Annotated in this window: 16 protein-coding genes and 1 tRNA gene; 3 read left to right on the forward strand and 14 right to left on the reverse strand. The window is 33.6% G+C overall.

Translation table 11 applies throughout. The features are described 5' to 3' along the window. Positions 1-54: 54 nt before the first annotated feature. Genes IJ258_RS08895 through IJ258_RS08905 form a run of 3 tightly spaced genes read right to left on the reverse strand, consistent with a single transcriptional unit; the run spans position 55 to position 1,499 of the window. Positions 55-453: a hypothetical protein gene (locus IJ258_RS08895; RefSeq protein WP_292806002.1), complete on the reverse strand. Its 399-nt coding sequence runs from the start codon at positions 451-453 to the stop codon at positions 55-57. Between the two features lies 1 nt (position 454). After that, complete coding sequence (locus IJ258_RS08900) at positions 455-1,306, reverse strand: CPBP family intramembrane glutamic endopeptidase (RefSeq protein ID WP_292806109.1); 852 nt, start codon at positions 1,304-1,306, stop codon at positions 455-457. Continuing rightward, positions 1,296-1,499, reverse strand: coding sequence for a helix-turn-helix transcriptional regulator (locus tag IJ258_RS08905; protein ID WP_292806005.1), 204 nt, complete (start codon positions 1,497-1,499; stop codon positions 1,296-1,298). The genes IJ258_RS08900 and IJ258_RS08905 overlap by 11 nt, the downstream gene beginning before the upstream one ends. A gap of 140 nt (positions 1,500-1,639) precedes the next feature. Here IJ258_RS08905 and purB point away from each other — a divergent pair, with 140 nt between their 5' ends. After that, positions 1,640-2,992 (forward strand): adenylosuccinate lyase, encoded by a 1,353-nt coding sequence (purB, locus tag IJ258_RS08910; protein WP_292806008.1) that lies wholly within the window; start codon positions 1,640-1,642, stop codon positions 2,990-2,992. Positions 2,993-3,030: 38 nt separating this feature from the next. Here purB and IJ258_RS08915 read toward each other — a convergent pair whose 3' ends face one another. The 8 genes from IJ258_RS08915 to IJ258_RS08950 all read right to left on the reverse strand — a co-directional run bounded on the left by IJ258_RS08915 (position 3,031) and on the right by IJ258_RS08950 (position 10,383). After that, on the reverse strand, positions 3,031-5,520 hold the full coding sequence (locus IJ258_RS08915) for a heavy metal translocating P-type ATPase (RefSeq protein ID WP_292806011.1): 2,490 nt from the start codon (positions 5,518-5,520) through the stop codon (positions 3,031-3,033). A 102-nt stretch (positions 5,521-5,622) separates the two neighbouring features. Further along, complete coding sequence (locus tag IJ258_RS08920) at positions 5,623-6,414, reverse strand: nitroreductase family protein (protein WP_292806014.1); 792 nt, start codon at positions 6,412-6,414, stop codon at positions 5,623-5,625. Then, positions 6,411-7,616, reverse strand: coding sequence for an amidohydrolase family protein (locus IJ258_RS08925; protein WP_292806017.1), 1,206 nt, complete (start codon positions 7,614-7,616; stop codon positions 6,411-6,413). Before IJ258_RS08925 ends, IJ258_RS08920 begins: the two co-directional genes overlap by 4 nt. A gap of 8 nt (positions 7,617-7,624) precedes the next feature. Continuing rightward, the gene (locus tag IJ258_RS08930; RefSeq protein ID WP_292806020.1) at positions 7,625-8,014 is read right to left on the reverse strand and encodes a DUF126 domain-containing protein; all 390 of its coding nucleotides are present in this window, start codon (positions 8,012-8,014) and stop codon (positions 7,625-7,627) included. A gap of 9 nt (positions 8,015-8,023) precedes the next feature. Next, a complete protein-coding gene (locus IJ258_RS08935) occupies positions 8,024-8,542 on the reverse strand; it encodes a zinc ribbon domain-containing protein (protein WP_292806023.1) in 519 nt (172 codons plus the stop codon). Position 8,543: 1 nt separating this feature from the next. Next, a complete protein-coding gene (gene truD, locus IJ258_RS08940) occupies positions 8,544-9,800 on the reverse strand; it encodes a tRNA pseudouridine(13) synthase TruD (protein ID WP_292806026.1) in 1,257 nt (418 codons plus the stop codon). A gap of 20 nt (positions 9,801-9,820) precedes the next feature. Further along, positions 9,821-9,894, reverse strand: a tRNA-Arg gene (locus IJ258_RS08945). Positions 9,895-9,945: 51 nt separating this feature from the next. Continuing rightward, positions 9,946-10,383, reverse strand: coding sequence for a hypothetical protein (locus tag IJ258_RS08950; RefSeq protein ID WP_292806029.1), 438 nt, complete (start codon positions 10,381-10,383; stop codon positions 9,946-9,948). 158 nt (positions 10,384-10,541) lie between these two features. On the opposite strand from IJ258_RS08950, the gene IJ258_RS08955 reads away from it, so the two are divergent. Continuing rightward, positions 10,542-11,444 (forward strand): S49 family peptidase, encoded by a 903-nt coding sequence (locus IJ258_RS08955; RefSeq protein WP_292806031.1) that lies wholly within the window; start codon positions 10,542-10,544, stop codon positions 11,442-11,444. 58 nt (positions 11,445-11,502) lie between these two features. After that, positions 11,503-11,634 carry a hypothetical protein gene (locus IJ258_RS08960; protein ID WP_292806034.1) on the forward strand — a complete coding sequence of 44 codons (132 nt, stop codon included), beginning with the start codon at positions 11,503-11,505 and terminating at the stop codon, positions 11,632-11,634. A 68-nt stretch (positions 11,635-11,702) separates the two neighbouring features. Here the strand turns inward: IJ258_RS08960 and IJ258_RS08965 are convergent, their stop codons facing one another. From IJ258_RS08965 to cfbD, 3 genes are read right to left on the reverse strand one after another with little or no spacing between them, the layout of a single operon-like run. Continuing rightward, positions 11,703-13,067: an AIR synthase-related protein gene (locus IJ258_RS08965; protein WP_292806036.1), complete on the reverse strand. Its 1,365-nt coding sequence runs from the start codon at positions 13,065-13,067 to the stop codon at positions 11,703-11,705. 3 nt (positions 13,068-13,070) lie between these two features. After that, entirely contained in the window at positions 13,071-13,667 is a 597-nt protein-coding gene (gene hisH, locus IJ258_RS08970) for an imidazole glycerol phosphate synthase subunit HisH (protein WP_292806039.1), read from the reverse strand. Next, positions 13,664-14,737, reverse strand: coding sequence for a Ni-sirohydrochlorin a,c-diamide reductive cyclase catalytic subunit (gene cfbD / locus IJ258_RS08975; RefSeq protein WP_292806112.1), 1,074 nt, complete (start codon positions 14,735-14,737; stop codon positions 13,664-13,666). Before cfbD ends, hisH begins: the two co-directional genes overlap by 4 nt. Between the last annotated feature and the right edge of the window lie 7 nt (positions 14,738-14,744).

Consider the following 14,744-nt stretch of genomic DNA (forward strand, 5'->3'; position numbering starts at 1 on the left):
ATTTAAAACCTTGTTGTAATAAAATGTACATTAAAATTTATTTTAAAAAAAATTTTAAAGTTTATCCTGTTCCTGACTAAATTGAATAACAATCTTTTTTATTTCCCTACTTTCCAAATAAGGAAGTTTTTCAGTTATTTCACGTTCCAAATCGCTGTTTAACTGTAATCTTTTAGCAACATATTCATCACCCTCAAATTCAGCCCTATATTGCTTATTTAAGTTAGAATATTTGGTGATTAAAGGCTGCAAAATTGTTCCGATATCCTTATCCAACTGATCATTAATGATTTTTCTTTTTCTGATTTCACTGATGAAACCTACAATTGTAATGAAAAAACCTAAAACAGTAACAGTTAAAGCAGGAACAAAAATCTGCTGATTGTCAATGAAAACAATAGTCAGAACAATTCCAATAAAAATTAATACAATACCAATTTTTCTTAAATCCATATTAAGAATTATTATAATTAATAGTATTTAATTCTTTAATAACGAAATATGAAATTATGATAAAAGAACCAATGGCCAAAATTGACATTAATCCAATCACCGCATAATTTGTAAATAATATTTTACCCGAATCGGCAAAAACTATTATCTCAGCAATAACATTATTTAAAAAATGGGCAAAAATTGCTACAAAAATATTTTCAGTTTTAAAATATAAAATCGCAACACATAACGCAAAAACAAAAGCGGAAAATATACTTCCGAAACCATGAAGCGACGCAAACAACAGTGAGGAGATTAAAATTGCAAAAACTGTAGGAATGATTAGCTGCAATCTGTTAAAAAAAACACCCCTAAATATGAGCTCTTCAGAAATCGGAGAAACAATAATAGTTGCAAACAGTCCAGAAGCTAAAAAAGAATTGGAAAGATTAAAAGATGGCATTATATTTAAAATATAATCCGAAAAATATAACATTCCATATGAAAAAAATATATTCAAAACAACTAATGATATCGTCAATTTAACCGTATTGTATTCAAAGACTTCAAAAATATCTTTTTTAATTGTAAAAATTTCATTTCTAAGCTTAAATATAAAGTAAAAAATAATGACGATATAAATCCATACAGAATCCATATAAACAATATTTAAAACATTTAACATATATTGAATTACAAACAAAATAATTATTAAAGATAGTACCTCTTTTAAAGTAATATTTTTAAGTTTATCGTTAAAATAAGACATTTTATCAATCAAATATTGATTAGTAATGCGAATATACCCTAATCTAAATAGATAACCAAATTTTATTCTTTCCTCTAATAAAATATTACAACTACTCTTCATCACTAAGCAAAAACACATCTTCTATTGCGTCTTTGCCTAATATTTTTGTTATTTTATAGGCCAATATTAAGGAAGGATTGTAGCGAGCATTTTCCAAAGCGTTAACAGTTTGGCGTGTTACACCAGCTAAATCCGCTAATTCTTGTTGAGTTATGCCTTTTTCTTGGCGAAATTGTCGTATTTTTGTTTCCAAATTATCACCTATTATATATGAATTCAATATAATAGTACATATTAATCTTTATATAAAACAATATAAATGTTTGCTAAAATATAATACTTTAAACAACAAAAATAAATATTGTTTATAATAATTATGTGAGTTGATAAAAAATGGCTATACACCCTATTGAATTTAGGTATGGTACTCCTGAAATGAAAAATATTTGGGAAGAAGAAAACAAACTACAAAGAATGCTTGATGTGGAAGCTGCACTAGCTCTTGCTGAAGGAAAACTGGGAATAATTCCTCAAGAAGTTGCTGATGAAATTGCAGCAAAAGCAAATACTGATTATGTCAAATTAGAAAGAATGAAAGAAATTGAAGCCGAAACAAACCATGATATCGCTGCATTGTCAAAATCAATTACTGAAGTATGTGAAAACGGTGCAGGAGAATATGTCCACTTTGGTGCTACCTCCAACGATATCGTAGACAGCTCCAATTCATTGCTTATCAGAGACTCAATTGATGTTCTTGAAGAAAAACTTGAAAGATTGACAAAAATAATGCTAAAGCTTACAAGTGAAAATAAAATGAAAGTATGCATCGGACGTACACACGGACAGCATGCTCTTCCAACCACATATGGAATGAAATTCGGTATATGGGCAGACGAACTTCACAGACAATATATCAGATTGCAAAATGCTAAGGCAAATGTTTGTATTGGAATGATGGATGGAGCAGTAGGAACAACTGCTGCACTAGGCGAACAAGGATGGGAAATCCACAAAACCGTTGCAGAAATTTTAGGATTGCCTGCTGCAACCATAACAAACCAAGTTGTTCAAAGAGACAACCATGTCGAATTCATCAGTGTTTTAGCAAACATTGCAAGTACCCTAGACAAAATCGCACTTGAAATCAGAAGCCTGCAAAGAACAGAAATAATGGAAGTTGGAGAATATTTCGATCCTGAAAAACAGGTTGGAAGCAGTACAATGCCTCATAAAATGAATCCGATCACTGCTGAAAGGATTTGTGGTGTTGCAAGAATTGTAAAATCATTCATTAACGCAGCACTTGACAACAATCCATTATGGCATGAAAGAGACCTGACAAATTCCTCCTGTGAAAGGATAATGTTTCCAGAAAGCTGTATTTTAACCGATTACATCCTAAACTTAACCATCAAATTAATGAATAATCTTGTATTTTATGATGAAAATATTGAAAGAAATTTAAACCTGACCAACGGTTTAATCATGGCTGAAAGATTAATGGCTGAATTAACCCGTGCTGGAATGGGTAAACAAACCGCATACGGCATTGTCAGGAAAAATGCAATAAAAGCAAACAAGGAAAAATTATTACTTGGTGAACTGATTTTAGAAGATGAAGAAGTTCAAAAATACCTGACACAGGAAGATGTGGATAAAATCATGGATCCGCACACATACACCGGTTCAATTCCAACAATCATTGATGAATTATTAGAAAAATCAGAAAGTTGGTTTGAATAGTTAAAAAAAATAATATAATTAATTGATTTTAAAATCAATTAATTTTTAACTCTTTTTATTTCAGGAACATATCTCTTAAGCATTAAAGAAAGAGTTATAACTGTTACTGAACTTAATGCCATTGCAAGACCTGCAAGAGCCGGCTCAAATGTTATGCCGAATGCAGGATACAAAACACCAGCTGCAATTGGAATTAAAATAGCATTATAAGCAAATGCCCAGAAAATATTTTCCTTGATTCTGCGCATTACCTTTTTGGAGAATTGCACTGCAGCTACAACATTTTCCAAGTCCCCTTCCATAACAACAATGTCACCGCTTTCCATTGCAATATCAGTACCGTTACCCATTGCAACACCGATGTCAGCCTGTGTTAATGCTGGTGCATCGTTGATACCGTCTCCAACAAATAAAACCTTGCGAGTATTGTTGGATTGAGCCTTTTTGACAATGTCCAGTTTGTTTTCAGGCAATACACCTGCCTGGACATTATCTATTCCAACTTCACGAGCAACATTAAGTGCAGTAGCTTCGTTGTCACCGGTCAGCATGTATGTTTCAACACCCATATTGTGCAATTCATCAATTGTTCTTTTAGAAGTGGATTTGATTTTATCAGATAAGCTTAAAATACCTTTAACTATTTTATTTTCAGCTAAAAAGATAATTGTTTTACTTAAGCTTTCAAGTTCATGATATTTATCAACCAACTCATTAGAAACATCCACATCAAAAGTTTCCATTAAAGCCAAATTACCGGCAAGCACTTCCATGCCATTCAATTCGGCCTTTAAACCTTTACCAGTGATATTTTCAAATTCAGTGGTTTGATCCAATTCCAAGTTCAATTCCTTTGACTTGTTTACAATAGCTTTAGCAATCGGATGAGTTGAATTTTGTTCAATACTTGCAGCCAGCTTAATTAATTCATCTTCACTGCATCCATAAGGTATAATATCATCAACTTCAGGTTTTCCCTCTGTTATTGTACCAGTTTTGTCAAATGCAGCCACATCTATCTGGCCAGCATTTTCCAAGGTACCCCCATTTTTAATCAATATACCGTATTCTGCTGCTCTTCCAACACCAACGGTTACTGCTGTTGGAGTGGCTAGTCCCAGTGCACATGGACATGCAACCACCAAAATAGAAATCAGACATGTTAGAGAAAATAGCAATGTTGCTCCAAGTACAAAATACCAGATTAAGAATACAATAATTGCAATTGTCAGAATAACTGGAATAAAGTATGAAACGATTGTATTTGCAAATTTCTGAACTGGAGGTCTGGAAGATTGTGCCTTCTCAACTAAACGAATAATATTTGACAATACTGTTTCCTTACCTATTTTTTTAGCCTTAATATGCAAGACTCCATCCTGATTAATAGTTCCTGCAAATACTTCTTCACCATCCTTTTTAACTTTAGGTATCGGTTCACCATTAATCATTGATTCATCCACATATGATTCTCCACCAACAACATCACCGTCAACAGGGATTTTTTCACCAGGTCTTACCAAAAGCAAATCATCAAGTACAATGTCTGCTATGGAAACTTCCCTTTGTGAGGTTATCTCACCGTTTTCATCCACTTCAATAGCGGTTGCAACGGTTGGTTGGAGACCAATCAATTCACGAATTGAATCTGAAGTGTGTTTTTTGGCTCTTGCTTCAAGATATCTTCCAATCATTAAAAATGAAGGAAGCATAACTGCTGAGTCATAAAACATAAAAGTGTGATCTAAAACAATGTGGAATGTTCCAAAAATACTTGAAACATAAGCCACTAGAATACCCATGGAATACATTACATCCATATTCAAGTTTTTATGCATTAAACCATTGATTCCGGCTTTTAAAATTGGTAGAGAAACATATAAAAATGGTATAATACTAACAATTAATGATAATAATCCCATTGATGATATGTGGATTCCTGTGGATTCCTTTAAATGATGAGTGAAACTCATTAGAGGGTCCCATCCGCTAAACATCAGTATCATCAAAATTGCTGAGAATATTAATCCTACAATGATTCTGTTACGTTTATCCTTTAAGTCCTGTTGATAAATCGCCTCTTCATCGATTTCTGTCTGACCTTCAACTCCTAACAGTTCAAAGCCTAGTGATTCGATTACTTTTTCAATTTCATCCAATGAGACTTTTGAAGAGTCATATCTGATTTTTGCATTTTGTGCAGTTAAATCAGCCTTAACATCAAAAATGCCATCCAGTCTGATTAGGAAATTCTCAACATTCATTGTACATGATGCACAGTGCATTCCCTGAATTCTTATGGTCATTTCATCTGAATGAAGCTCAAAACCTAAGTTTTTAACTAGCCTTTCCATTTCCTCATAGGAAATTTTTTTAGTGTCAACTGTAATATGTAATTTATTTGAAGCAAGGTCTGCATCAACGTCTTCGACACCTTCAACTTTTCCAAAGGTTTTGTTTACACTTAAAACACATGAAGCGCAGTGCATTCCTTCAATTGGTAAATCCATATGTTTATGTTTTACCATCTTATCACAACCATCTTTTTATAACAATTATTATATTTTATATATAAATAAATGTTTAGGTTACACTAAACTTACTTAAAAATTAAAAAAAAATGAGTATATTCACATATAATTAACTTTAATTTCCTTATGAGGTATTGTTTTCTTGAATCTCTTTTTAGGATATCCAATTATAAATGCGGAATACATATGTTTGTTTTTATCAATTCCAGGGAAAAATTCCATTAATTTTTCATGGTCAATTTCATCAGATTTTAAAATAAACAGTGAATAAAACCCTCCAAGGCCCAAAGTGTATGCCAACAATTCCATACGAGTATTAGCTATTACTGCACTTGTCTTATCAGTTGAAAAAGTTAAAATCAATTGATGACCTGTCCACAATAACGGGTGATATTTTTTTGTTGAATTGTCACGGACATAGTCCCCAAATTCCTTTATTCTGAAAAATTCCTCTTCCTCAACCTTAATAATGTCATAGACATGTTTCATGAAATCATTTAATTTCTTATCCAAAATTACAAACTCAACATCCTGCTCGTTTTGGGCTGAAGGAGAATAATAAGCCCCTTCAATTAATTTATCAAACGTGTCTTTATCAATTTTTTTCTTTTTAAACCAGCGAATTGATCTTCTTTGTTTTAAAAATTGCAGTAAATCATGATAATTAACGGGCAATTCCTTAGGATTATACTTTTCAATCCTATCCTCATGACCCTTGAATATTTTAAGAGTAACAGCATCACTAGGGCAAATTGCCATACAGTGTCCACATTCAAAGCAGTTGCTTCCAGTTTCATATGCAACTTCATCTATTTCAATATTATCACGTATACAAACTGATTTGCATTGCCCACATGCAATACATTTTTCAGCATCAATCATTAATTTCATTTTACAATAACTCCGTCCTGAATAACCTTCAAGATATTATCATTATCACTTAATATGGAAACATCTTCTAAAGGGTTTGAATTGACTAAAATTAAATCAGCAACATAATTCTCATTAACAAGCCCTAAATTGTCAAAACCTAAAAATTCTGCCGCTTTAACAGTTCCTGAAGCAATTGCCTCGTCTGAGGACATTCCGATATCTGTCAAATGAATCAATTCCTCAAGATTATGTCCGTGAGGAATTACTCCACTGTCTGTACCCATCAATATGTTTACACCCTGTTCGTAAGCTATTTGGATGTTTTCTTTGTGGACTTTTACTATTTCTTTAAGTTTTTCTGTTTTTTCTGCTGCATAGCTATCCCATTGAGGAAAACCATTTTTGTACAGGAATTGATGAACAAGAAGTGTTGGAACTAAACTGACACCATTTTCCACCATTCTTTTTGATGTCTTTTTATCAATAAATGTTCCATGTTCGATTGAGGAAAAACCTGCATCAATACAGTTGTTCATACCTTTAAGACTATGACAATGAGCTGACACTTTCATATCATTGGCTTTTGCCTCATTTACAATTGTTTTCAATTCTTTCTTGTTGAACTGTGCAAATTCGGGTGAAGTGTTGGTTGTCAATACTCCTCCACTAGCCATTACTTTGATAAAATCTGCTCCGGCTCTTTTCACTTCACGAGTCTTTTTAAGAACTTCCTCTACACCATCACATCTTCCTTTTGGAAATCCCGGATAAATTATCTCCATATCCCAACCTGAAGGTAAAAGCAAATCAAAGTGCCCACCAGTCATCACCAAGGGAGTTATTGACAAGTGAATTTTAGGAGCAGTGAATAGTTTTCTCTGCTGAGCCAATTTAAAGCTTAAATCTGCTGAACCGCAATCTCTAATTGTTGTAACACCTGCATTGATTGTTTGCAATGCATGAGGAACAGCATTATAAAAATGAATTCCCAAAGGATTTGCCATATTCTCTTCCTTGTGAAAACCTTTAGCAAAAATATGAGTGTGACAGTCAATAAACCCCGGAAGTAAATAATTATCTTCACCGTCAATTACAATATCTGCATCAAATTTTTTTGATGAAATCTCCTTAATCAAATTATCTTCAATCAAAACATTCTGACTGCTTTTGACTTCCTCAAATGGATTTACAATGTTTACATTTTCAATTAGAGTTTGCATATTATCACTTATAATATTTCTATTGTACCGTTAGTTCCATCAACTTCAACTAAAGTTCCATTGGTTAAGTCTTTAGTTTCTGCCGGTGAGTCAACTAACGGAATATCTGACATTATTGCACCTGTTGCTATAATTGGCTCTGCTGACAGACATATTATAGCCTTTGGAGCAGTATTGTTTTTCATCATCTGGAAAATCACATAAGACCCTACAGTGGAACCTTTTCCGCCAGGAATGAACAATACCTTATCCTTAATTATTTCCCCTTTCAATTCATGATTAGGATCAATTATTTCACCAGTTTCAGGGTTTACTCCCCCTAAAAAGCTGATAGGTTCTGATGAAACAATCAATTCCCCTTTTCCTTTTCCTTTTGCAACTTTTCTACATTCAATCATAATAATCACTTAAAATAACTTATCACTAACTTCTTCTCCACGATTTAATGCATTGGCTGATATTATTGTATCAATCAATGCCCAAATCCATATGATAATAACTAATAAAAATCCTATAATCAGCAAAATCAAAATTGCAGATATCACATATCCGATTAAAAATACAGCTCCCTTATTGTCAAGGCCCAAATAGATTTGTCCAAGACCTGGCAACAATACACTTAAAATAACTGCTAAAAGAGTATTTTTTTCTTTAGATGAAACATGCGCGGTTTTGGTTTTAATTATATCAGAACTTAAATTTTGTCCACATGAAGGGCAGAATTTAAAATTGTCAGATAATTTGGCCCCACAATTATAACAGAATTTTACATTATAATCATGATTCGATGATATGTTTTCACCAATAAAATCATTAGATTGGCTTTCAATAACATCAACTTCTTCAATATCTGCCAAATATGCTCCACAATTTTTGCAGAATTTTTCATTCGAAGATTCCTTTCCACAATCCGGACAGATTACCATACTAAATCACATCTACTTTCATGATTTCCCTTAAAACTGCTGTAGCATAAGACCCCTTATTTATCGAAAACTCACACAGTACTCCTTCATCAGTTGGAGTTGCTGATGCATCCCATACCTGAAACCTCATTGATCTTCTAAGACCATGACTTCCCAAACGAGGCATTTTTGGTACTTCAAAATCTTGTTTTGTTAAGTTATAACCTTTTAAAACATTTTCTTCCATCACACCGACTTCTCCTCCAGCATATGGCACTTTTGTTCCATATAAAGGACAGGTCGGATTTACCTCAAAATTATCCATCAGTTCCTGATATTGCTCAGGAGTCTTGTCATAGACAATGTGTTCTTCTGTGTCAATGATAATATCTCCTTCAATGTATTTATCGATTCCCATTGCAACACGATTGCTTACGGCTTCATTAAATAAATAAGATTGATACGCATGAACAAACATCCTTTGCAGTGGCTTTGGAAGTGCATGTAATGCATTTTTATATGATTTATCAGTCAAGGCACCTTTTTTGGAATCTCTGATTAACTCACGAATCATCATCTTTTCATACCTCATGCCTTTACCCATCAATTCTAGAGATTCTTCAAGGTTACCATCATCATAAGCCTGCCTTGCCTTCTGGTTTTCCTCATGTTCGTCTTCTGAAGGATTTCCAATATATCTACTGACAGCCTTTTTTAAATCATTTTCAATTAAGGCTTCACCAACCAAATGAGTGTTGGTTCTTGGCTTTCCGAATCTCTGCCAGCCAAAGTAGTTAGGAACACCAGTAGTTTCCAATTCCTTTAACACTTCATTAGCAATATCTGCAGATTCCTGAATATCATCCAAATCCTTGATTAGTATTTTGAATTTGTTTCCTTTCAATTGTCCCATTCTGAGCTTTTTGCGGCCACGGACCACCTTTAAAAAATCAGTTTTATAAATATCCAAATCCTGAACCTGCTTCATCTGCTCTTCTGAATCCATATTTGCAATGCAAATCCACTGGCGAGTTAAGGCTTTCTTGTCTTTCATTCCAGCAAATCCCATTCTTTTTCTTGAAATGTGCAGGTCACGGGAAATGTCTAAAACAACATCAAGAGTGGTTCTTCCAAGCTTTTCAATCCAAATGTAAATGTTCGGTCCTTCACCGGACGGAATGATTTCAGGAATTTCTTCAACGTAAAAATCTTCATATCTATTTCTAATTGTTCCCCCAATTCCTTTTTGGGAAGTAACATAAGTATTAGCATTTAACATAATATCACGGAAATTATAAATGCCCTGGCCGGGATTTGAACCCGGGGAATGGGATCCGCAGTCCCATGTGTTATCCAAACTACACCACCAGGGCTAAACAAAATAAGATAACAAATAATTATATAATTTTTATTCTATTTAATGTTTACCATAGTGATAATGTATATGAATAATCGCCATATGTTCTTGTTGCAACATCAACATTTGTTGCCTTTTTATAATCTCCTTTTGAAGCCAATACTTTCCCTTTAAGGATATTGTTTTCCGTCAGCATATAATTTTTAAGATTATATGAATTTAATTTGTCTTTTGAAATTTCAGAAACTCTGCTAACGGATTCCTTTGAATTTTTGCCATTCTTTAAAATATCAGATATAACTCCAAGGAATGTGTTGTCATTGAAATCAATCTTACCACTCAACAGTTCCATGATATCCTGAGCATCCTTAATATCTTTAGACTCATATGAATAGTCATGAGCCGGCATCGTAATTGCAGTGTTTACAACCAAAAATACAATTAGAAGTAAAACAACAGCCAATATCGCATCCATAATGTAAAATGATCCTTTATTATCTAACATAAAATAAGATAGTAGCTTTTAATATTAAAAAAATTTCAAAGTGCACAAGTGTGATTTTGTGCAAAGTCGCACTTCAAAAATTTGTATATAAATACTATGACAAAAATTTTTTTTACTATTAGAATTATTAAAATCAAAGAATTTAAGAAGTAATTTCAATGAAATCAAATAATTCTAAAAATACCAGAGAGATGATAAATATGCCATCATTTAAAGAAATTGAAAACGAAAATAATCCAAAAAATACAATAATTAAATATTTAAAAGAATATCATGAAAAAACCGGAAGAAATGTAATAGTATATAGCTCAAGTTTTCTGACAAAAGAAAATGAAGAAATTTACATTGATGATTTTGATAAAAACGGATTTATGACTATGATTAAAGATTTAGACAAAACAATTGGACTTGATTTAATATTACATACTCCTGGAGGATCTATTGATGCAACCGAATCTATTATTGATTATTTACATGCAGTATTCGGAGACAACATTAGAGCAATTGTACCTCAAATATCAATGTCTGGAGGAACAATGATAGCATGTTCATGTAAAGAAATAATAATGGGAAAACATTCTAGTTTAGGACCAGTAGATCCACAAATAGGAATATTTTCAGCTCAAAATATTATAAAAGAATTTGAATTAGCAAAAAAAGAAATTACCGAACAACCTGAAACAATTCCATTTTGGACAATATTATTAGACAAATATCCAGAAAATATGTTGATAGAATGTGAAAACGCCATAAAATGGTCAGAATATATACTTGAAAAATCTTTGAGGTATTCTATGTTTAAAGATGGAAATCAGAAAAAAATTGATAAAATTAAATACGATTTAATAAGTGGTTCAACAACAAAAAATCATTCACAGAATTTATCTGCTAAAAAATGTAAAGAAATCGGATTAAAAATTAAATATCTTGAAGATGATAAAGAACTACAAGATTTAATTTTATCAATTCATCATGCTTGTATCAGCTATTTTATCCATAAAAACAAAGATAAACTTTTTGTTAACCAAAATGGAGAATATTTAGCTATTAAAACTGAATAATAAAAAAATATTTATATTGAAAATTGATATACTAGATTATATATCACAGGTGATAAAAATGATACCCTTTGAAAGACATGCACTAAAAATGTTAGAAGAACAAGAGCGAAAAGGTATAAGAAGATCCCAATTCAGACCTGGTTTAATTAATAGAAACCGTAAAGTTACTATTGAGTGCGGAAAATTGTAATATAGATTAAACTGTTTTAATCTATATTATTATTCTTCAAACAATAAAAAAAATAATTTAAAAATAAATCATTTATTATTAATATAATCGATTACTTTATCTTTTTTAGCAATCGCCAAATCTGAAGCCTTTTGAACTTTTTCTTTCATTAATTCAAAGTCTTCAGGAGTTGTTTCACCAACCAATTTTTTAATTTTGGTATATGCTGCTTCTCTAAATAAAGGCACCAACTTCTCATTAGAACCGTCCTCTTTAATTAAAATCGGTTCGGCTGAAGTGTTTACTTCACCAATTTCAGATATTGCAACATTATATTTGCCGACAGCATTTTTAACATCTTCAGCAATTTCAGGAGGAACTATTAACATTAATGAATCTGTTGATACACCTAATGGGTCGATGTTTAATGTTTCAAGCATGTTTAAAACATTTGGAGCAACCATTTTTCGGATGTTTTCCTCATAGAATTCCAATCCCACACCTGTTGTGTTGGATATTTCATGAGCATCTCCCCTTAATCCTCCATTAGTCACGTCAGTCATTGCGTGAATGTCCTTGACCAGGTCAGCTTCAAATAATGCATGTGATGCCTGTACAAAGTTAACGTTCATTGTATCCCATACAACATCAAAAAAACCGTTGTACAAAGCAGTGGTTGTAATTGTTCCTCCTCCTGAACCTTCAGTCAAAAGGATTACATCACCTTCTGTAGCTCCTTTTCTAGCAGTTGGAGGATATGGTGAAACTCCCACACTTCCAACAGCGGAAACGAATCTGTCACCTAAAACCATGTCTCCACCGACACGCAATGTGCTTCCAGCAACAATCGGAACATCAACAAGCTCAGATACCGCTGCCACACCCGCAGTGAAATCGAATATTTTTGCAACATCCCCATCATCAGCCAAGTGGACATCACTTAAAATTGCTACAGGATCTGCTCCCATCACACATACATCCCTAAGTGTTGCACGAGTTACGTGAAAACCACCTAAAAATGGATATTCACTTAAACGAGAATGTATCCCATCGACAGCTGTTGTAATGTATACCTCATCATTTTTAACCGGTGCCTTTACCACTCCACCATCGTCCTGTTCTGATGGATTTACAAGTGATGCTGTGTCTGTGGATGCAACAATTTCTGCGATTTTTCTGTGAACAAAAAAGTCACCTGCTCCACGGGATCCTACTCCCATCTCGCCCATCAGCACATTAGCCTTGTTTACGCTGGCGATTTCCTTTAAAAATTCGTCATCTGAATCCTGCAGTTTTAGGGTTGTTGAGACTTCATCAATTACTGCCTTTGCCATTTCTACTGAATTGTCTTCAGATATCTTTTTGTATTCTCTTATGCGCACTGCGAGAATTTCTGCTAAATCATCATATGAGTAATCATCAATTCTTGCTCTTACAAATCCTTCTATATCCATAGTTTATATCTCCAAGTTAGTGAAATTTTTTAGGATTTTCAATCCTGCTTTACCGCTTTTTTCTGGATGGAACTGTGTTGAAAACAGATTGTTCTGGTTTAAGCTTGCAACAACACGGTTTCCATATTCACAAGTTCCTGCGATGATTGATTCATCATCAGGAATTACATGATAAGAATGAACAAAATAAAAATATTCACCATCGATTCCTTCAAGTATTGGTGAATTATTTGTGACTTTCAATTTATTCCAGCCCATATGTGGAATTTTAACACCTTCCGGCAATTTTTCAGCATGTCCCTTGAACAAGTCAAGCCCTTTAACGCCAGGGGTTTCCTCACTTGAACTCATAAGCACCTGCTGGCCAAGACAGATTCCCAAAAATGGCTTATCGTCACTTACATGCTCATAAATTACATCTTTAAATGGTTCAAGGTTTTCCATTGCACTTCCGAATGCCCCAACTCCAGGCAATACCAGATAATCGCTGTCTGCAAGTATTTGCTTGTCATCAGTTATCTGATATTCAACACCTATTTTTTTAAATCCGTTTGATATGCTTTTTAAGTTGCCGCTTTTATAATCAATTATTGTTATCATTCGTTTAACCACCCAATAGCTGCTCTAATCATACCCCCGAAATCTGAAAATACAATTTTCTCTGTTCCCAATGTTTTTGAGTGTGCGTCAAGTTCCGCTACAACATGGACATATCCTAAGTTTTTAAGTGGTTCCACAAGACGTGGCCCATCAGTTACTGCAACGGATTCTACATCAAACTCTTCAATCGGAAATGCATGAGGAACCCCGAATACTACTATCAAGTCCAAATCCTTATCTTTTAGGTATTCTGCTGCAACATTACCTGTTATCGGATATTCATCAAGCCCTCCAGTAATGTAATCAGGTTCGATGTCCAGTTGCTCTTTAATGTTTACTGCATGCTGTCTGATTCTTGGAAGACCAATGTTTTCATCCAAGTTGGCCACAAAAATAGGTCTATTGTCAGGGTTGATTTTTGAATAATCGAAATTGACAATGTCTGCAAATAAATAAGATGTTTCCTTTTTAACATTTAACACAAAAGCCACTTTTTTGTTTTCTTTTAAAGCATTCACAACAGTCTTTGCAACTGCCTCTTTGGAGTCTCCAAAGTTCGGCTTGATGTATTTTCCCTGAGCCATACCTCTTGTCTTTTCAACTTCTGTTGCCTTTTCAAGCATTTCAATTTGCCTTTCTGATTCTTCGAGAGGTATCACACCTGCTTCAACTGCAGCATCCAATGCCATTATAGCCCCAACTGTGTTGTCTCCTTCACCAGAGCCTCCATGGGATTCTACCGGTATAACTGTGCATGGAAGACCTGCAGTTTCAATAGCATCCTTTAAATCCTCTCCAATAATCATGCTGGCACAGGTACCTGCAATTCCCATCAGTTCAGGTTCAAATTCCTCATAAGCTTCAGTCAAAGTTTCAACCAGCTTTTCACCGGCACCTAATATAAAATCGTTTTCAGACATTCCTGTAGTTACAACACGAACTCCATCACCCTCCAAAAGTCTGGCTGTTCTAAAACAGCACCCTGTAGGGCCATGCATAATGATTACATCAACGTTCATGTCTCTTAAAGTGTAAAGAGTCGCAGCAATCGGACTTGGTCTTGGATGTATAATTTTT

This window comes from Methanobrevibacter sp., assembly GCF_017468685.1.
In the GTDB taxonomy this organism is placed as follows: domain Archaea; phylum Methanobacteriota; class Methanobacteria; order Methanobacteriales; family Methanobacteriaceae; genus Methanocatella.